The 18,739-nt window shown below is 65.4% G+C and carries 14 protein-coding genes; 1 reads left to right on the top strand and 13 read right to left on the bottom strand.

The annotated features are described in order from the left end of the window. Positions 1–94 precede the first annotated feature (94 nt). Positions 95–514, top strand: a complete 420-nt coding sequence (locus KZO25_RS03885) for a secondary thiamine-phosphate synthase enzyme YjbQ (protein ID WP_223135948.1) — start codon at positions 95–97, stop codon at positions 512–514. A 56-nt stretch (positions 515–570) separates the two neighbouring features. Here the strand turns inward: KZO25_RS03885 and betT are convergent, their stop codons facing one another. The 13 genes from betT to KZO25_RS03820 all read right to left on the bottom strand — a co-directional run bounded on the left by betT (position 571) and on the right by KZO25_RS03820 (position 18,714). Beyond that, positions 571–2,619 carry a choline BCCT transporter BetT gene (betT, locus tag KZO25_RS03880; RefSeq protein ID WP_223135947.1) on the bottom strand — a complete coding sequence of 683 codons (2,049 nt, stop codon included), beginning with the start codon at positions 2,617–2,619 and terminating at the stop codon, positions 571–573. Positions 2,620–3,010: 391 nt separating this feature from the next. Continuing rightward, positions 3,011–3,637 carry a hypothetical protein gene (locus KZO25_RS03875; protein ID WP_223135946.1) on the bottom strand — a complete coding sequence of 209 codons (627 nt, stop codon included), beginning with the start codon at positions 3,635–3,637 and terminating at the stop codon, positions 3,011–3,013. 91 nt (positions 3,638–3,728) lie between these two features. Beyond that, entirely contained in the window at positions 3,729–4,448 is a 720-nt protein-coding gene (locus KZO25_RS03870; RefSeq protein ID WP_066444610.1) for a response regulator, read from the bottom strand. Between the two features lie 12 nt (positions 4,449–4,460). After that, entirely contained in the window at positions 4,461–5,888 is a 1,428-nt protein-coding gene (locus KZO25_RS03865; protein WP_223135945.1) for an ATP-binding protein, read from the bottom strand. Then, positions 5,885–8,992 carry an efflux RND transporter permease subunit gene (locus KZO25_RS03860; RefSeq protein WP_223135944.1) on the bottom strand — a complete coding sequence of 1,036 codons (3,108 nt, stop codon included), beginning with the start codon at positions 8,990–8,992 and terminating at the stop codon, positions 5,885–5,887. The genes KZO25_RS03865 and KZO25_RS03860 overlap by 4 nt, the downstream gene beginning before the upstream one ends. Beyond that, complete coding sequence (locus tag KZO25_RS03855) at positions 8,989–10,245, bottom strand: efflux RND transporter periplasmic adaptor subunit (RefSeq protein ID WP_223135943.1); 1,257 nt, start codon at positions 10,243–10,245, stop codon at positions 8,989–8,991. The genes KZO25_RS03860 and KZO25_RS03855 overlap by 4 nt, the downstream gene beginning before the upstream one ends. Before the next feature lie 107 nt (positions 10,246–10,352). Next, the gene (locus KZO25_RS03850; RefSeq protein WP_223136117.1) at positions 10,353–11,387 is read right to left on the bottom strand and encodes a LacI family DNA-binding transcriptional regulator; all 1,035 of its coding nucleotides are present in this window, start codon (positions 11,385–11,387) and stop codon (positions 10,353–10,355) included. Between the two features lie 88 nt (positions 11,388–11,475). Further along, a complete protein-coding gene (locus KZO25_RS03845; RefSeq protein ID WP_223135942.1) occupies positions 11,476–12,582 on the bottom strand; it encodes an ABC transporter ATP-binding protein in 1,107 nt (368 codons plus the stop codon). A 94-nt stretch (positions 12,583–12,676) separates the two neighbouring features. Next, positions 12,677–14,296 (bottom strand): alpha-glucosidase family protein, encoded by a 1,620-nt coding sequence (locus tag KZO25_RS03840; protein ID WP_223135941.1) that lies wholly within the window; start codon positions 14,294–14,296, stop codon positions 12,677–12,679. A gap of 216 nt (positions 14,297–14,512) precedes the next feature. Next, the gene (locus KZO25_RS03835) at positions 14,513–15,355 is read right to left on the bottom strand and encodes a carbohydrate ABC transporter permease (protein WP_223135940.1); all 843 of its coding nucleotides are present in this window, start codon (positions 15,353–15,355) and stop codon (positions 14,513–14,515) included. Continuing rightward, positions 15,355–16,332 (bottom strand): carbohydrate ABC transporter permease, encoded by a 978-nt coding sequence (locus KZO25_RS03830; protein WP_223135939.1) that lies wholly within the window; start codon positions 16,330–16,332, stop codon positions 15,355–15,357. Before KZO25_RS03830 ends, KZO25_RS03835 begins: the two co-directional genes overlap by 1 nt. A 16-nt stretch (positions 16,333–16,348) precedes the next feature. Then, complete coding sequence (locus tag KZO25_RS03825) at positions 16,349–17,614, bottom strand: ABC transporter substrate-binding protein (RefSeq protein ID WP_223135938.1); 1,266 nt, start codon at positions 17,612–17,614, stop codon at positions 16,349–16,351. Between the two features lie 173 nt (positions 17,615–17,787). Beyond that, complete coding sequence (locus tag KZO25_RS03820; protein WP_066444581.1) at positions 17,788–18,714, bottom strand: lysine exporter LysO family protein; 927 nt, start codon at positions 18,712–18,714, stop codon at positions 17,788–17,790. Positions 18,715–18,739 lie beyond the last annotated feature (25 nt).

The following is an 18,739-nucleotide window of genomic DNA, read 5'->3' as shown; positions in this document are numbered from 1 at the left end:
AGCGCACCGCCTGCACTGGCAGGCGGTGCGCTTGTCATGGCGCTGCAGCAGGTTAGCATGGCAGAGGACACTATCTGATTGGAGAGGGCGCTTCATGTGGCAACAACGGGAGCTTCGACTGGCCCCGCGTTCGCGGGGCTTTCACCTGATCACCGGGGAGGTAGCCGAGGGTGTGTCCGGGCTGGCCGAGGTATCGATCGGGCTGCTGCACCTGCAGCTGCTGCACACCTCGGCTTCGCTGACTCTCAACGAGAACGCCGACCCGGACGTGCGCCATGACCTGGATGCCTTCCTGCGCGAGCGCATCCCCGGCGACCTGCCCTACTTCCGCCACACCCTGGAGGGTCCGGATGACATGCCCGCCCACGTTTGCGCCAGCCTGCTCGGTACCCAGCTCACCCTGGCGGTGCGCGACGGTCGCCTGGCGCTGGGGACGTGGCAGGGTATCTGGCTTGGCGAGCATCGCGATCACGGCGGGGCGCGGCGGCTCATTGCCACCCTGCAGGGAGAATAGGCCCAGACAAAAAAGGCGGCGCCCTGGGGCGCCGCCGTAGCAGGTGTTATGTGTCCTCAGGCGGGGTTGGCATCCTGCGGCGGTTCCCCTACCGATCCAGGCATGGCCTGTACATAACCGCCCTGGCCGGCGAGTGCCAGGAAGTGCAGGTGGCGCTCGTATTCCGACAGCACATCGGCAATGACCTGGCCACGGGTAAAGCCGTTGAGATCCTTCTCCAGGCCGCCTTCTGCCAGGTAGACGTCAAGGCGCACGTAATAATCGTCGTCCGCCGGCAGGAAGCTCGGCGTGCGCATGCGATGCGGACACACCTGGTAGACGAAGCTGGCGGCCTCGCCCAGGTCCACCTGCAGCGTCAGGCACGGCAGGGCTTCGCCCTCGAGATGCTCCTCGGTCACGTTGGCGGTCTGGCCGCGGCTCTCCAGCTCCTGGGCGAACTGGGTCAGCGCCGGGCGAATGGCATGCTCGATGGTGGCGGCGGCACCGGCACGGTTGGAGGTGTCGAGTGCTCTGTCCAGGCGCTCGCGCCAGTCGCCGCCAGGCGCTGTGCCGGTCACCTGTCGACGCGCATCGGCCTTGCTGCCCTCGAGCTTCAGCGCCTTGTACATCCCCACCATGATCGCGAAAATCACCAGCGAGAAGGGCAGTGCGGTGATCACCACAGCACTTTGTAGCGCCGCCAGGCCACCCGCCATCAGCAGAGCCACCGTAACCAGGCCGATCATCATCGACCAGAAGATGCGCAGCTTGATCGGCGCGTCGTGGTTCACGTCGGACAGGATCGAGGTGAAGTTGGCCAGTACCAGGGCCCCGGAGTCCGCCGAGGTAATGAAGAAGACGATGCCGAGCACGGTGACCACGGCGGCGGTCAGGCCGATATAGGGGTAGTGCTCGAGCAGGGTGTACATGGTGGTCTGCGGCGTGTTCAGGGCCTGCTCGCCCAGCTCGACGATTCCCTGGTTGGCCACCAGTTCGATACCGCTGTTACCGAACACCGACATCCACACCATCATGAAGGCCAGCGGAATGCCCAGCGCGCCGGCAACGAATTCGCGAATGGTGCGCCCACGCGAGATGCGGGCCAGGAAGAGGCCGACGAAGGGCGTCCAGGCGATCCACCAGCCCCAGAAGAAGATCGTCCACCACATCTTCCACTCGTTGGCCGCGTCGCCGGCAAAGGCGTAGGTATCGAAGCTCTTGGCGATAAAGGTGGAAAAGTAGTCGCCGGCGTTGTTCACCGCCATGTCGAGCAGCTGCAGGGTGTGGCCCTGGAACAGCACGAACAGCAGCAGTGCCAGCGCCAGCAGCATGTTGAACTCCGACAGACGCCGGATGCCCTTCTCCACGCCGCTGACTACCGAGATGGTGGCCAGGACCACCACCAGGGCGATCAGGATGATCTGCACCGAGAGGCTTTCGGGCACGTCGAACATGTAGGCCAGCCCGTAGTTGAGCTGCATGACGCCGATGCCAAGGCTGGTGGCGATGCCGAATACGGTGGAGATCACCGCGGTGATGTCCACGGCATTGCCGATGGGGCCATGGATGCGCTTACCGAGCAGCGGGTAGAGCGCGCTGCGAATGGCCAGCGGCAGCCGGTGACGGTAGCTGAAATAGGCCAGTGCCATGCCCATCAGCACATAGAGCCCCCACCCGGATAGCCCCCAGTGCATGAAGGTCTGGACAACGGCGGCGCGCATCGCCTCCTGGCTCTCCGGCGTCATGTCCGGTGGCGCCAGGTAGTGGGCGACCGGTTCGGCGACGCTGAAGAACAGCAGGTCGATCCCGATGCCGGCGGCGAACAGCATCGCCGACCAGGAGAGCAGCGAGAACTCCGGCCGCGAATGGTCGGGGCCGAGCCGGATGCTGCCGAAGCGTGACAGGCCGATGGCGATCACGAAGATCAGGTAGGCGAGCACCGCCAGCATGTAGTACCAGCCGAAGGTCTGGCTGACCCAGGCCAGGCCGGCATCGAAGAAGGCGCCGGCTTCCTCGGTGAAGGTCATGGTCAAGACGAGGAAGACCAGGATGCCGGCGACGGAGCCGTGGAAGACCACGGGATTCAGTCGATCACGTCGTTCGGGAAGCGGATTATCAAGCGCCATGTGGAGCCTACTCCTGTCGGATGGATGGACCTCCCGCCGGTTTCCGACACCGAGACGCGCTGTAGATTGTTCTTCACAATCGATAGCACGCCTGCTTTCGCCACGCTTTTATCAATGCTCATTGTCAGCGGCTGGCTCGACGGCTGTATGGCGGGAGTGTTTTTTTAAATGAACGTTCAAATAAAATACGCACATCCTGGCGTAGCTTCAACCCTGTGTTTATGGGAGGCGAGGAAGTATCAGTAAAGACAGCAAGGACAGGGATGCTTTCCGTCGGCTGAAGGGCCGGACGTGCTCTACAACTAGCAGGCGTTCACCCATAGCGGACGAGCGCCCATGAAAAGGCCCGACACGCAGGTCGGGCCAGGGTATACAGGCGTTGAGCCAAGAATCAGCGGTCGTGCTTCTGTCCATGCGCCTTGCCATGGCCCTTGTGGCCTTGTGGCTGCATCATGGCCTTCATCGCTTCGATCTGCTCTTCGCTCAGTACTTCGCCGAGGGCTTCCTGATGCTCGTCGCGCAGCGCCTGCCAGGCTTCACGCCGCTCTTCACGGGAATCGAACGACTGCTCGCGCAGCTCCCGCATATCAGCATAGAGGGACTGGCGAAGTTCGGTGAGTTCTTCACGCTCCTCGTCGGAGAGATCCCAGCTGTCGACCAGGGTGCTCAGGCGCTGTGGGAAACCCTGGCGGCCATAGCCCTGGCGTTCGCCATGATGCTCCTGGCGCATCTCGCGCTTGGCCTCGCGTAGCGCCTCACGTTCGTCTTCGTCGAGAATCTCATCCATGCGCTCGCGATGCTGCTGGTGCAGCTCGCGCAGGGCCTGGCGGTGCTCGTCATGTGCCTCTTCCAGGGCCGCTCGGGTCTCCTCGTCGAGGCCGGCGCGCTCGAACAGCGCCTGACGCTGCTCGTTCCAGCCCTTGTCGCCCTGGCCGGCAGTTGCTGCCAGGGAGAGTGGTGCAATGGCGACGGCGAGCAGGGCAGGCATCAACAGCGTGCGGGACATAGAACGTTTCATATCAAGCAACTCCTCGGTGCTGGGGTGATGGTGTCAGTATCCGGAAGTGGCGTGCAGCGGGCGTGCAGGGAGTGTGCAAACCCTGTGGAGCCTACTCCTCGGGCTGATACTTGTAGCCTACCCCGTAGACCGAGCGAATGATCTCGCGTTCAGGCCAGGTATCCGAAATCTTCTTGCGAAGCTTCTTGACGTGGCTGTCAACGGTGCGCTCGGAGACGATGCGGTGGTCGCGGTACATACGGTCCATCAGCTGGTCGCGCGAAAAGATCCGCCCAGGCGACTGCATCATCACCTTTAGTAGCTGGTATTCGACGGCGGTCAGGCCCAGGTCCTGGCCATCGGCCAGGGCGCGCCAGCCGTCGTCATCCAGCACCAGGTTGCTGCCGTCGCTGGCCGCAGGGTCACTGGCGGCCCGGCTGCGGCGCAGTACGGCCTTGACCCGGGCGACCACTTCCCGCGGGCTGAACGGCTTGCAGATGTAGTCGTCGGCGCCCAGCTCCAGGCCCAGCAGGCGGTCCACTTCCTCGACCCTGGCCGTGAGCATGATGATGGCGAGCTTCGGCCAGCGCTGGCGAATCTCACGGCACAGGGTCAGGCCGTCGGTACCCGGCAGCATCAGGTCGAGCAGCACCAGCGACGGGGCGCCCTCGCCAGCCATGTTCTCCTGCAGCCAGGGCAGTACCGCGTCGCCATGGTCGATAGGGTGCGTGGCGAAGCCGCTACCCTCAAGGTAGTCGGCCACCAGGCGGGCGATCTTGGGCTCGTCTTCGACAATCAGCAGGGTGTCTCGCGGGGCGTCGGCGTCGTGCATGGGGTCCTTTCCTTATCGGCTGGGTATGTCGTCTTCCAGGGCGGGAAACTCGATGGTCCAGCATAACCCACCCAGCGAGGCGGCAGAGGCATGCATGGCGCCACCGTGGCTCTTGACCAGCGCGCTGGCGATGGAGAGACCCAGCCCGCTGCCGCCGCTGGCCCGGTTACGTGAGTCCTCCACCCGGTAGAGGCGCTCGGTGAGACGGCCGAGAGCGTCTTCTGGTACGCCAGGTAGGCTATCCTGCCAGGTGATCCGGACGCGATCGCCTTCGTGGCTCAGGCTAACTTCCAGCCGGCCGGGCGGCGCGGTATAGGCGCGGCTGTTATCGAGCAGGTTGCTCCAGAGCTGGCGCAGTCGGCGGGCATCGCCACGAACCCAGGCCGGTTTCTGGATGTCTGTGGCGAGTTCCAGACCGCTGTCTTCGAGCCAGCCGTCGGCCTCCTCGAGCCATGCGGCGAGGCTTTCGGCCAGGTCCAGGGGCGCGAGCTGCACCTCCAGGGCGCCGGCATCGCTCTGCGACAGTAGCCGCAGGTCGGTAACCAGACGCTCCAGCTGGCCGACCTCCTGGGAGAGAGAATAGAGGTTGTCCTCATTGAAGGGCCGGATACCATCCTGCATCGCCTCGATCTCGCCGCGCAGTATCGACAGGGGCGTACGCAGCTCGTGGGCGATGTCCGAGACCCAGCGGGCCCGGGCCTCACGGCTGGCTTCCAGGGTGGCCGCCAGCACATTGAAATCGTGGGCCAGGCGCGAGAGTTCGTCACGCCCCTGCTCAGGCAGGCGCGCGCTGTAGTCGCCCTCGGTGAGACGTCGGGTGGCCTGGGCCATGCTGCGGGTGCGGCGACCCAGCCACCAGGCGAGCCCGCCGGCCAGCAGCAGCGAGGCCACGCCCAGCGCGGCGATGATGATGCCCAGGTTGCGCTGCTGGCGGGATAGGAAGATGCGGTCCATGCGGGCCATCAGCTGCTGGGGAGGGCGGTAGCCCAGGGTGCCGACCTGCTCGCCCTCGTGCTCGATGGGCAGCCAGTGCAGCTCCGAGGCGGTTTCACTGTCATCCGGGGCAAGCCCTATCACCGGCAGGCCATCGGCATCATGCAGCACAAAGTCCCGGGCGTCGCCCAGGCGGCGCTCGATGCCGTGGGCGGGGGGGCCTTCGCCGGGCCAAAGCTGCTGGCGAACCAGGCCCTGCCAGGCCGGCGGAGAGTCGCGCAGCCACTGCCATCCGCCACGTCTTGCCCACTCCTGGCCGAGCCCTTCCGCCAGGGTCTCGGCACGGCTGGCCTGGGTGGTTTCCAGGTAATCGATGAAGCCGCGATCCAGGCTGCGCGACACCGCCAGGAAGACCAGCCCGGCAATACCCACGTTGACCACCAGGATGATCACGAACAGCTTGATCCCCAAGCGTGAAATGGCGGGGCGGGGAAGACGAAGGCTCATCGGGTGGGCTCCAATGACTCGGTGGTGAGTTGGCGGCCGTGGATGCGTTCGCGCAGGCGCTCCAGCATCAGGTAGAGGCAGGGTACCAGTACCAGCAGGATCACGGTGGCGAAGAGCATGCCGAAGCCGAGCGAAATGGCCATCGGGATCATGAAACGAGCCTGACGCGATGTCTCGAAGATCATCGGGGCAAGCCCGAGGAAGGTGGTCATGGTCGTCATCATGATGGGTCTCAGACGACGTGTCGCGGCGGCGACGATGGCTTCACGCGCACCCAGGCCTTCCCGGCGGCGCCGGTTGGCATAGTCGATCAGGACGAGGGCATCGTTGATGACCACGCCGGAGAGCGCCAGCATGCCCATCAGGCTGATCACCGACAGCCCGTAACCCATGATCATGTGACCGGCCACGGCCCCGATCACACCGAAGGGGATCGCGGCCAACACCAGCAGCGGCTGCAGATAGCTGCGGAAGGGAATCGCCAGCAGGGCGTAGAGGGCGATCAGCGTCAGCCAGGTGGCCTGGGAGAGCACCGAGACGTTGTCAGCGGTCTCCTGCTGGCGGCCGCCAGGAGCGATCTCGAGCCCCGGCCAGCCGACCTGGAGGGCGGGAAAGACGTCGGCCTGCAGTGTGCCCAGCACCTGATTGACCTGGGTTTCGCTGGCCACCTCGGCGGTGACGTTGATGATCCGCCGGCCGTCGATACGCTGAAGCGTTGTGGCAGCACGGCCCAGGTGGATATCGGCTACCCGATGGAGCGGCGCCGTCACGCCATCGGGGGTGCGGATCGGTAGCTGGTAGAGGTCGCTCAGGCTGTTCCGTTCGCTGCTGGGTAGCCTCACCACCACGCTGATCTCGTGACGACCGATGAACTGCTCGATGGCGGTGGCGCCCTGAAGCGGGCCGCGTAGCTGCCCGGCCAGATCTGCGCCGGTCAGGCCCATCGCTCTTCCTTCGGGAGACAGCCGGATTTCCAACTGGGGCTTGCCGTCGGCCAGGCCGCTGTCGATATCGGTGAGGCCATCGAGTTGGGCCAATTCATCGGCCAGACGGGTTGCAGCGGCCTCCAGGGCCCCGCTGTCGGGGTGGGAGAGGCGCAGGGTCAGGTCGGCTCCCTGGCCGGGGCCACCGAAATCGGATTCGAAGCGCACGGCCTGGACCCCGGTGAAATCGCCGGCTTCTTCCCGCCAGGCCCGTGCCACCCGGGAGGGGGGCCAGTCGTCGAGGCTGTCACGCGCCAGGGTGAGGCGTACGTTCAGACGATCACCGTCGATCTGGGCGCGAGTGGCGGAAAAGCGCGGACCACCTTCCTGTTGGCTCAATACCAGGGCACTCTCCAGCAGCTGATCACGGACTCGGCGATCCTCGCTGATGGGGCTGCCGACGGGCAGGGTTACCGTGGCCTGAACCCGGTCTGACTCGGCCCGCGGCATCAGCGAAAAGCCGAGTCGGCCGCTCATGGCCCAGGCGATGGCGACGACCAGCAGGGCAATGGCCAGGCAGACGGTCAGCAGCCGCTGATCCAGGGCGCGCTGCAGGAAAGGGGCGAATTGGTGCTGGGTGAAATGCGACAGTCCGCCCTGCAGGGTCCGACGCAGGCGGTCCAGAGGCTTGAGCCAGGCCGAGCCTTCTCGGCCACCGGCACGGTGGGCCAGGTGGCCGGGCAGAATGAACAGCGCTTCCAGCCAGGAGACCAGGAATACCGTGATCACCACCACCGGAACCACGGCGAAGATCATGCCCAGAAAGCCCGGCAGGAACAGTAGCGGAAGGAAGGCGACGATATTGGAGAGGATGGCGAAACTGATCGGCACGGCCATCTCCCTGGCGCCGCGTACCGCGGCCTCGCGCAGGGAGTGGCCCTGCTCGCGATAGCTGTGGATGTTCTCGCCGACCATGATGGCATCGTCGACCACGATGCCCAGCGCAATGATGAAGGCGAACATCGACATCATGTTGATGGACACACCCAGCCAGGGCAGGAAGAGCATGGCGCCGAGGAAGGCCGTGGGGATGCCCAGGGTGACCCAGAACGCCAGGCGTGCCTCGAGGAACAGCGCCATCAGCACCAGCACCAGTGCCAGCCCCAGCCAGGCGTTCTTCAGCAGCAGAGAGAGGCGGTCGCGGTAGACCTCGGATGTGTCCCGCGACACGCTCAGACTGACTCCTTCGGGCAGTCCGGCGCGCAGCCGCTCGAGCTGTGCCGTGACGGCGTCACTGATGCCGATCGGCGTCTGGTTGCCGATCTGGTACACATCCAGGCTGATACCCGGGTCGCCGTTGAACAGTACCTCGCTATCGGTTTCGGCGAAGCCGTCCACGACCTGTGCGATATCGCCAAGCCGCAGCTGTGCACCGTCAGGGGAGCCGATGATCGGCAGGTCGGCGAAGCCCAGGAGGTCGTCGCGACGCCCCTGGTAGCGGACCAGCCACTCCCCTTCGCCGGTGGCCAGTCGGCCACCGGCGAGGTCCATGGCTTCGTCGCCGATCCGGCTTGCCAGTTGACGGTGTTCGATGCCGTGTCGCCGCATGGCCTCTTCGTCGAGGAGCACCTGGATTTCGCGGTCACGACTACCCGAGAGCTCGACCCGTGAAATGCCGGGAGCCGCCTGCAGTTCGGCACGGATGTCCTCGGCGATCTCATGCAGCAGCCGTTCATCCACCCAGCCATGCAGCTGCAGGCTCATGACGCTGCGTGAGCGACCTGCCAGGCTGAAGCGTGCCGGGTCGGCCGCGGCAGGCAGCGTGGTGATCGCATTGATGGCCTGCTGTATTTCCTGGTAGACCCGCATCACCTCGACGCCTTCGACCAGGGTGGCCGAGACCCGTCCGGCCCCCTCACTGGCGGTGGCGGTCAGCTCGTCGATACCATCCACGTCGGCCAGTGCCGCCTCCATGGGCAGCAGCAGGCTGCGCTCCACCTCTCCGGGAGTGGCACCGGGATAGCCGATGGCGACATGAATGATCTCCAGCTCGAAATCGGGGAAGACCTCCTTCTTGATCGTGGTCGATGCCGCCAGGCCCCCGACGATCAGCAGCAGCATCAGCAGGTTGGGAGCGACGCCGTGATGGACCATCCAGGCGATGGGGCCGCGACGCATCATGAGGTGGGCTCCCTGACGGCACCTGCGGGGCGTTCGCTGTCGGCGACCCGAGCACGAAGGCGCATGCCCTCCCGGGGCTGGCCGAGCTGGGAGATCACGATGCGCTGGTCCTCCTCGAGGCCCTCTTCGATCAGTACACGCTCGTCGCCCCGGTGCAGGACCGTGACCTGGCGACGGCGAAGGCGGTCCTCATCGTCCAGCACCCAGATCTCGTCGCCGGGGCGCAGCGCCGCTACCGGCAGCACGAAGAGCCCCTCACGGGGGCGGGCGGCGAAGTCGAGCCGCGCCATGTCGCCGAGACGCAGGGCGGGGGAGCCCAGCTCGAGGCCGAGAGGATCGTCCACCGCGACCAGCAGCTGGGCCTGAAGGCCGTTCTCCTCCAGCGTCGGCAGCACGGCGATCAGTTCGCCTCGACGTTCATGGCCGGTGGGCCAGCTGCGGCTGCTGATGGTCACCTGGCTGCCGGGAGCGTCGTCCGTTGCGGCGTCCAGCCAGCCCAGCGCCTCGCCGGGCAGCGAGACCCGGACCCAGAAGCGCGTGACATCGACCAGATGCAGCAGCTCGGTGCCGCTGGATACCTCGCTGCCGGCGCCCAGCAGCCGAGACTGCACCATGCCGCGCCAGGGCGCGGTGAGAGTGGTGCGCTGCAGGTCGAGTCGGGCCCGGTCCCGGGCCGTCGTGGCGCGTTCGACTTCCGCTTCGGCCACGCGCAGCTGTGGCTCACGCAGCACCAGGGCTCGCCTGTCGGCGGGCAGGTCGCGACCGAAGCTTTGATACTCCGACTGGGCGCGCTGCTGTTCGCCCCGCTCCATGGCCAGTTGGGCCTGGGCCTGGGCCAATCCCGCTTCGGCGTCGCGCAGCGCCAGACGCAAGTCGGTGTCGTCCATGAGGGCCAGGGGGGCGCCGGCCTCCACCACCATGCCGGGCAGGGTATTCGGGGCGAACTCGAGCAGCTGGCCGGCAATCCGGCTGGAAAGATGCGCCTCGCGCTCGGCCTGAACGCGACCGAAGCCATGCAGTGAGGGTGCCGCAGCGCGCTGGTGGGCGGTGACGACGTCCACCAGCGGGGGCGGTGCCTCGGCAGGGGCACGGCGCTCCACCCTTGGGGGCTGGCTGATCAGCCACCAGGCCAGAAACAGGCCGCCCGCCAGTACCAGCAGCGCCAGCAGGGGGCCAAGCGTGAGGCGCCCCCGTTGTCGAGCATGGAAACAGGAGCAATGCGGCGCGCGGGGAGCGGCGGCGTGACGAGGCATAGGGTGACTCACGACGGGGGGACGGCCCCGTCATCATCCACCCGTGCGATGCAGCCAATGGTCAGGAATCGTGCAAGCAATATGCAAGCAGAGGGCAGGTGCCGTGGTCAGGGACAGGTGTCACCGACCAGGAGTTCGGTATGCAGCATCTTGGCATGGGGTTCATCGAGCCCCAGGATCATGCGGGCTGCCAGGCGTCCCTTGGCATGGCTCTCCTGACACACGGTGGTGAGCCTTGGCGCCCGGTACTGCCCCTCGGCGATACCGTCGAAGCCGGTCAGCCGTAGATCCTCGGGAACGCGAATGCCACGCTGCTCGGCCAGGGTCAGGGCGGTCAGAGCGAGACGGTCCGACATGCAGAACAGCAGGTCCGGCCGCTCCTCGTCCGGCAGGTCGAGAATCGACTCGATCACCGGGGCGCAGACGTCGAAGGTATTCTCTTCCACGTTCCATTTCGGCACCCGTTCGGTCTCGAAGCCATGCTCGGCCAGGGCGCGGTCAAAGCCCATCAGTCGTGCACGGGTAATGGTGCGATCGGCCGGCAGCAGGGCATGGTCGGGCGTGATATAGCCGTTGCAGGGCTCGACGGTCAGGCGCAGGTTGACGATCGCGGGTCGCCTGGGCCTTCTTGCCTTCAGCGCATACTGGGCGATGGCATAGCAGGCCGGCTCGTTGTCGATATGTACCGATGGATAGCCCGTCACATCGAAATCCACTGCCACCAGCGAAGCCTGAACGGGAAGCGAGTCGAGTAGCTCCGAGGTGGGAATCAGGCCATAGACGATAAAGCCGTCCGCCATGCTTGCCGAGCCCGGGATCGGGCTCTGGGCCTGGCGCGCGGAGAGCAGCAGCAGGGTATGGCCCTGGGCGTCGAGAACTTCGGCAACCCCCGAGAGGAATTCGCTGGATACGGCGTCGTTGAGACTGTAGGTGAGGCTCTCGGCGAGCAGCACCGCAATGATGCGCGAGCGGCCGGTGCGCAGGCTGCGGGCCTTGGCGTCGGGTCCGCGATAGCCGAGCCGCTTGGCTTCGTCGAGGATGCGCTCCCGCAGCGCCGGTGAGAGCTGGTCCGGCCGATTGAAGGCATTGGAGATGGTGGCGGTGGAAACGCCCATCTCCCGTGCCAGGTCCTTCAGGGTCATGCGGCGCGACGGTTTTGACACTTTTTCTTTTCCTGCTAATGAGTGCATGCCAAGCATACCGCCCCGGTCGTGGCCGCGACAGTCCCGCTCATGCCACGGCGCTTACGGCCTTGACCGGGAGCGCCCGGCCTTCGCCGTCGAACAGATGGACATGCGCCGGGTCCGGGGCCAGAGCGACACGCTGCCCGACCGACCAGTGGGTGGGCGCCTCGCTGCGCTGGATCAGCAGGGTGTCGCCCTCCTTGGGGTCGAGGTAGACATAGACCTCGTTGCCCAGGTACTCGACGTTGACGATCTCGAAGCTGTTGGCGCCCTGGGCCTCGGTCAGGCGCAGGTGTTCGGGGCGTACGCCGATCGTCAGGCCGGTGCCCTTGGCCTGGCCGACAGCATCCTGGGGCAGGTCGAGTTGGGCCATGCCACTGGCGCTGACACGACAGCCCGATTCGTCGGCATCGAGCAGTTTTGCCGGCATGAAATTCATGGTCGGCGAGCCGATGAAGCCGGCCACGAATCGGGTCCCCGGGCGCTGGTAGAGCTCATGGGGGCTGCCTACCTGTTCGATACGGCCACCATTGAGTACCACGATCTTGTCGGCCAGGGTCATGGCTTCCACCTGATCATGGGTGACGTAGATCATGGTGGACTCGAGACGCTGGTGCAGGCGGGCGATCTCGTTGCGCATCTGGACCCGCAGCGAAGCGTCCAGGTTCGAGAGTGGCTCGTCGAACAGCAGGATGCGGGGTTCGCGCGCCATGGCCCGCCCCATCGCGACGCGCTGGCGCTGGCCGCCGGAGAGCGCCTTGGGCTTGCGCTCCAGCAGCTCCTCCAGCTGCAGGATGCGGGCGGTGGCCATGACCCGTTCATGAACGGTTTCCTGGGATGCCTTGGCCAGCTTGAGCCCGAAGGCCATGTTCTCGTAGACCGTCATATGCGGATAGAGGGCATAGGACTGGAACACCATGCCGACACCACGTTCCCGGGGCGGCAGATCGTTGACAACGGTGTTGCCGATGGAGAGCTCGCCGTCGCTGATCGACTCCAGCCCGGCGATCAGCCGCAGCAGGGTGGACTTGCCGCAGCCGGAGGGGCCGACGAAGACCACGAATTCGCCGTCACCGATGGCCAGGTCCACATCCTTGATGATATGGGTGCTGCCGAAGACCTTGTTGACCTTGTCGAGTTTGACGCTTGCCATTGAGTATCTCCTAGCCGGCCCGCTGATGGGTTGCCTCGTGGCGGGCCGGCAGTGTTGTTATGAGCACTGTTATGAGCATTGCTATGAGTGTGTCTCAGACGACGAAATAGGCGGCCTGATAGGGCGGCAGGCACAGTATCTCGCCGTCGCGCTCATGGGTGAAGCCATGCCCTTCCAGAGACCTGCCCACCGCAAGCGGCAGGCGAGCCTCATGGGCCTGGCCGGTGAGGTTGAAGACGCAGAGGATGCGTTCGTTGCCCTTCTCGCGGATGAAGCCCAGCAGCGCTTCCCCCACATCGACCAGTGCCAGATCGCCATCGAACAGCGCCGGATGGGCGGTGCGCAGGGTGAGCAGGCGGCGGGTGGCGCTGAGTACCGACTCCGCGTCGTCCTGCTGCTCGGCGACGGCGAGCGGCAGCTGGCGAGCCTCCACCGGTAGCCAGGGCGTAACGCCCCCCGCGGTAAAGCCGCCTTCCCTGGCGTTCTCCCAGGGCATGGGGGTGCGGCAGCCGTCGCGGCCCTTGAACTCCGGCCACAGTACCTTGCCGTAGGGGTCCTGGATGCGTTCGAAGGGTACCTCGGCCTCGGGCAGGCCCAGCTCCTCGCCCTGGTAGAGGCAGACGCTGCCGCGCAGCGAGAAAAGCATGGCGAGCGCCACCTTGGGGTAGGCGATGGGGTCCTCGCCGTCGCCCCAGCGGGAGGCGCTTCTCACCACGTCGTGATTGGACAGCGCCCAGCAGGGCCAGGCGTCACCGGCCAGGCGCTGGAAGCGTTCCAGCACCTCGCGGATATAGGCCGCCGAGTGGGGGGCGTTGAGCAGGTCGAAGGTATAGGCCATGTGCAGCTTGTCACCATCGGCGGTGTACTCGGCCATGCGCTCGAGGGGGTTGTCGTCGCCGATCTCGCCCACCGTGGTGGTGCCGGGGAACTCGTCCATCAGTGCACGCAGCTCCCTGAGGAAGCCGAGGTTCTCCGGGCGGCTCAGGTCATAGACGTGGCGCTGCCAGGTGTAGGGGTTGGCATCCGGCGCGCCGAGGGTCTTGGCGGCGCCTGCCGGCACCGGTGGATTGTCGCGCAGTTCGGCGTCGTGGAAATAGAAGTTGACGGTGTCCAGGCGGAAGCCGTCGACGCCAAGCTCCAGCCAGAAGCGCATATTGTCCAGCTGCGCCTGACGCACTTCCGGGTGGTGAAAGTTGAGGTCCGGCTGGCTCGACAGGAAGTTGTGCAGGTAGTACTGGCGGCGGCGCGGGTCGAAGGTCCAGGCCGGCCCGCCGAAGATCGACAGCCAGTTGTTGGGCGGGGTGCCGTCCGGCTTGGGGTCGGCCCAGACGTACCAGTCCGCCTTCGGGTTGGTGCGGTCGGCGCGGCTCTCCTGGAACCAGGGGTGCGCCTCGGCGGTGTGGCTGATGACCTGGTCGATCATCACCTTGAGGCCAAGCGTATGGGCCCGGGCCAGCAGCGCCTTGAAGTCATCCAGGGTGCCGAACATCGGGTCCACGTCGCGGTAGTCGCTGACGTCGTAGCCGAAGTCGAGCATCGGCGAGGTGAAGAAGGGCGACAGCCAGATCCCGTCCACGCCCAGCGAGGCCACGTAGTCGAGCTTCTCGGTGATGCCGGCCAGGTCACCGATGCCATCGCCATTGGCATCCATGAAGCTGCGCGGGTAGATCTGGTAGATGACGCCGCCGCGCCACCAGAGGGTGTTGTCCTGCATCTTGGAATCCTTGCGTCATGGAAAGCGTTTGGTATTCAGCGAAGTTGCCGTTAACTCTCAGCCTTATCGCTATCGGGACTGATCCGGCGGCAGGCTTGCGAGGAGGCGCTGTAAACCCCTCCCTGGGCGCTACCGATTCCATCCCTGGAATCGGACCTCCTCTTCTGCCTGCCCCCGGCGTCCCTCAATGGCTATGTCTCGATGGTTAGGGTGGGATCAGCCCTTCACGGCGCCGGCGGTAAGGCCCGAGACGATGCGCCGCTGGAAGATGATTACCAGCACCACCAGCGGCACGGTGACCACCACCGAGGCCGCCATGATCGGCCCCCAGGGCAGCTCGTAGGCGCTGCCGCCGGAGAGCAGGGCGATGGCGACCGGCACGGTGCGCTGACTGTCGGTGAGGGTGAAGGTCAGGGCGAAGAGGAACTCGTTCCAGGCGGCAATGAAGGCGAGCAGGCCTGTCGTGGCCATGGCAGGCCACATCAGCGGCAGGAACACCTTGGTGATGATGACCCAGGGGGTGGCGCCGTCCATGATCGCCGCCTCTTCCAGCTCCATGGGCAGCTGGCGCATGAAGGTGGTCAGCACCCAGACGGTGAAGGGCAGCGTGAAGATGGTATAGCTGAGAATCAGCGCGCCCGGGTTGTTGTAGAGGTTGAGCGCACGGATGACCTCGAACAGGCCGGAGAGCACTGCCACCTGGGGGAACATCGAAACACCCAGGATCACCAGCAGCACGGTGCTGCGCCCGCGAAAGCGCACCCGCCCCAGCGCATAGGAGGCCGTGATACCGAGTAGCAGGGCGATGAACACCACGCTGGTGGCAACCAGGATCGAGTTGAAGATCGCCTGCAGGAAGCTGCGCTGGCTGAAGATCTGCACGTAGTTGGTGAAATCCAGGCGAGAGGGCCATAGCTCGACCCGGAACAGCTCGCTGGAGGGGGTGAAGGAGGTCTTTACGGCATAGTAGAACGGGAAGACCGCGATCACGACGATCAGGGCTACCAGGACCCAGAAACCGATGCGGGTGGCGTGTTTGGAGAGCTGGCGCGAGGTCATCAGTCGCCTCCCAGTTTCAGTTGATTGCGACCGAGGTAGAGGTAGGCGATGGTTGCAAGGGCGATGATCAGGAACAGCAGGGTGGAGGCGGCGCTGCCGTAGCCCACGTCCTGGAACTCGACCAGCTGCTGGCGTGCGTAGATCGACATGGACATGGTGCTGGTGGAGTTGGAGGTCAGCACGTAGATGACGTCGAACACGCGCAGGGCGTCGAGCAGGCGGAAGATCACCGCCACCATCAGCGCCGGGGTGATCAGCGGCAGGGTGACCCTGAAGAAGACCTTTACCGGATGGATGCCGTCGACCTCGGCGGCCTCATAGCAGTCCTTGGGCAGCATCTGCAGGGCGGCCAGCACCAGCAGGGCGACGAAGGGGGTGGTCTTCCACACGTCGACCATGATCACCGCCCACATGGAGTAGCTGGCGTCGGCCGTCCAGGCGATCGGCTCGCCGATGATCCCGATCACCATCAGCAGGTGGTTGATGATCCCGAACTGGTCGTTGAGCATCCAGGCCCACATCTGCGCCGAGACGATGGTGGGGATCGCCCAGGGGATCAGCACCGCGGCACGCACAAGCGTGCGGCCCTTGAACTCGGCGTTGAGCACCAGCGCCACGATGATGCCGAACACCACCTCCAGCGAGACCGAGACCACCGAGAAGTAGACGGTGTTCCAGACGGCGCGCCACCAGATGGGGTCGGCCAGCACGCCGTACCAGCGACCATCTTCATATATCAGATAGTTCTCCAGTCCAATGAACAGGGTATCGCTCAGGTCGGACAGGGAGGCATCGGTAAAACTGAAGTAGAAGGTGCGCAGCAGCGGCCAGCCCGCAACCAGGACAAGGACGACCAGCATCGGGGCCAGAAAGATCCAGGCGGCACGCACCCTCTGGCGACGCACCTTGGTGCTGCGCTTGTGCCTTGCCAGGGGGCGCGCCGCGATCGGCGCGCTTTCGGTTACGGGAGTCGACATTTCGGGCTCCAGGAGGTTACCAGTTGCGACGCTTGACGCGGGAGAGTTCACGATCGAGATCGCTGACTGCCTGCTCACCGGTCTTGTTGCCGGACAGCACGTCATGGGCGGCACTGAAGAAAGCATTGCTGACGCGGCCGTAGGCATCTCCGGTGGGAGCGGAGGGACGCGCCACGGCATTGACGAAGGTCTCGTAGAGATCGCCGAAGAAGGGCACCGCCTCGAGCACCTCCTCATCCTTGTAGAGCGACTCCAGGGTGGGGTTGTAGGCGCCGGCAATGGCACGACGCTTCTGCTCCTCTTCGCCGGCGAGGAAGGCCACCAGGTCGACGGCGAGCTCGGGATTCTCGCTGTAGCGGGAGACGGCCAGGTTCCAGCCGCCGAGGCCGGCGGCACTCTGACCGTCGCCGCTGTAGGGCAACTGGGTCACACCGACCTTGCCACGTACCTCGCTGTCCTCGCTCTGGGCCAGGGCCCAGGCGTAAGGCCAGTTGCGCATGAACACGGCGTTGCCGCCCTGGAACACGCCTCGGGCTTCTTCCTCGGTGTAGTTGAGGACGCCGTTGGGTGAGATATCACCGATCCAGGTCGCCGCGCGATCGAGTGCGGCAGCGGCCTGCGGGTTGTCGATGGTGATCTCACCTCCACTGTCGACGATGGTGCCGCCGCCGTGGCTTGCCACCCACTCCAGGGCATTGACGGTCAGGCCTTCGTAGGCGCGGCCCTGGAAGACGAAGCCCTGCATCCGCTCGCTACCCTCGGCGCGCTCGGCATTGCGGATTTCCCGGGCGGTCTCTGTGAGCTGCTCCCAGGTTTTGGGCACCTCATGGCCGTGCTTCTCGAGCAGGTCTTGACGGTAGTAGAGCACACCGGCATCGGTGAACCAGGGCATGGCGACCAGTCGGCCGTCTATGGTGTTGTTCTCGATGATGGTCTCGAAATGACCCTCACCGGCCTCGTCGCCGAGTACCTCGCGCAGGTCCAGCAGATGGTTGGCGAGCAGGCCAGGCCAGACCACGTCGATCTGCATGATGTCGATGTCGGTGGAGTTGGCGGAGAGAATCTGCTGGTAGAGGGAGAGGCGCTCGGTGGAGGAGTTCGGCGTCGAGACCACATCGACGCTGTGGCCGGTCTTTTCCTCCCAGGCTCTGACACCCTCCTGGCAGAGGGTCAGCTCGGCGCCGACGGCGCCACAGGAGATGGTCAGGTCTGCGGCCTGGGCGTGGCTGATACCGGCGGCTCCAGCCATGATGAGCGTGGGAAACAGTGTCTTCTTGAGCATGGCAGTTTTCCTTGTCGGCTTGTTCTTATGGGGCTGGCTGTTTGAGAACTTAAACGATTAAGTTTGTCGGCGCTCAGTTAGCCGCTTATTGGCACGGAGATCAACCTAGACTTTTGGCTAAGTGTAGCGGAGGCGCACATTCTGCCGCTGTGACAGCGTTGTCGCCTCGCGGCTCAGAGCGACAGGAAGAAGAGGATCAAGGGCGGCGACAACAGCGAAAGAATGAATCCGCTGACCACGGCGATCGGCACGCAGGCCACCCCGCCGTGCTGCTGGATGACCGGCAGGGTGAAGTCCATGGAGGTCGCACCACCGTAGCCGATGGCCAGTGGCGCATGGCGGTGGATCAGCAGCGGGATGAGGATGAAGGCCAGCAGTTCACGGGCCAGGTCGTTGAAGAAGGCCACGCCGCCAAGCAGTGGCCCCAACTGGTCCCCGATGAGAATGGCGGAGAGCGAATACCAGCCGAAGCCGGACGCCAGTGCCAGTCCTTCGTTCCAGTTCAGGCCGAGGAGCGGGGCGGCGATCAGGCCGCCAACCAGGGAACTGGCGGCCAGGGTCGTGGCGATGGCCAGGCCGTGCCGGTTGAGGAATATCTGGCGCAGCGGCATGCCCGAATTGCGCAGCTGGCAGCCGATCAGTGCCAGCAGGGCATAGAGCGCCCACTCGGCCAGCCGTTCAGCGGTGGGGAAGATGGTCTGGCCGCCCAGCCAGCTCAGGGCGAGCCCGATCAGCACACCGAAGACCACCACCGCGACCAGCGCCAGGGAGCCGATCAGGGCGGCCAGCTTGGTGGTCGGTGCATTGGCGACGACCGGTGAGGTGTCGAAGCGTAGCCCGAGCCGGCGAGACAGCCACCAGAGGGCCGCCAGGTTGACGGCAGTAATGACGCTGAACAGCAGCAGTGCCTGGCCGCCCATGCGCGACAGCTCGCGCATCAGGTCCTCTAGGCCGGCCAGGCTCACCCCCATCAGCAGCAGAATGAGATAGACCGAGGCGTTGACGCCGCGGTTGATCAGGTTCATCAGGCCGGCATGGCGAACCGGCACCAGGTAGCCCAGCAGCAGCGGCAAAAGGACGATCAACAGCCCGCTCAACATCGAGACCTCTTCCCTTGTCGTGGCC

Source organism: Halomonas sp. ANAO-440 (assembly GCF_019915905.1).
GTDB classification, from domain to species: Bacteria; Pseudomonadota; Gammaproteobacteria; order Pseudomonadales; family Halomonadaceae; genus Halomonas; species Halomonas chromatireducens.
This window is presented reverse-complemented; position numbering and strand designations above follow the sequence as displayed.

Excerpts from the sequence above, each read along its gene's own strand:
- KZO25_RS03830 (WP_223135939.1), bottom strand. The coding sequence starts at position 16,332 with ATGTCGACTCCCGTAACCGAAAGCGCGCCGATCGCGGCGCGCCCCCTG.
- KZO25_RS03825 (WP_223135938.1), bottom strand. The coding sequence starts at position 17,614 with ATGCTCAAGAAGACACTGTTTCCCACGCTCATCATGGCTGGAGCCGCC.
- KZO25_RS03885 (WP_223135948.1), top strand. The coding sequence starts at position 95 with ATGTGGCAACAACGGGAGCTTCGACTGGCCCCGCGTTCGCGGGGCTTT.
- KZO25_RS03870 (WP_066444610.1), bottom strand. The coding sequence starts at position 4,448 with ATGCACGACGCCGACGCCCCGCGAGACACCCTGCTGATTGTCGAAGAC.
- KZO25_RS03865 (WP_223135945.1), bottom strand. The coding sequence starts at position 5,888 with ATGAGCCTTCGTCTTCCCCGCCCCGCCATTTCACGCTTGGGGATCAAG.
- KZO25_RS03875 (WP_223135946.1), bottom strand. The coding sequence starts at position 3,637 with ATGAAACGTTCTATGTCCCGCACGCTGTTGATGCCTGCCCTGCTCGCC.
- betT (WP_223135947.1), bottom strand. The coding sequence starts at position 2,619 with ATGGCGCTTGATAATCCGCTTCCCGAACGACGTGATCGACTGAATCCC.
- KZO25_RS03840 (WP_223135941.1), bottom strand. The coding sequence starts at position 14,296 with ATGCAGGACAACACCCTCTGGTGGCGCGGCGGCGTCATCTACCAGATC.
- KZO25_RS03850 (WP_223136117.1), bottom strand. The coding sequence starts at position 11,387 with ATGACCCTGAAGGACCTGGCACGGGAGATGGGCGTTTCCACCGCCACC.
- KZO25_RS03835 (WP_223135940.1), bottom strand. The coding sequence starts at position 15,355 with ATGACCTCGCGCCAGCTCTCCAAACACGCCACCCGCATCGGTTTCTGG.
- KZO25_RS03855 (WP_223135943.1), bottom strand. The coding sequence starts at position 10,245 with ATGCCTCGTCACGCCGCCGCTCCCCGCGCGCCGCATTGCTCCTGTTTC.
- KZO25_RS03860 (WP_223135944.1), bottom strand. The coding sequence starts at position 8,992 with ATGATGCGTCGCGGCCCCATCGCCTGGATGGTCCATCACGGCGTCGCT.
- KZO25_RS03845 (WP_223135942.1), bottom strand. The coding sequence starts at position 12,582 with ATGGCAAGCGTCAAACTCGACAAGGTCAACAAGGTCTTCGGCAGCACC.
- KZO25_RS03820 (WP_066444581.1), bottom strand. The coding sequence starts at position 18,714 with ATGTTGAGCGGGCTGTTGATCGTCCTTTTGCCGCTGCTGCTGGGCTAC.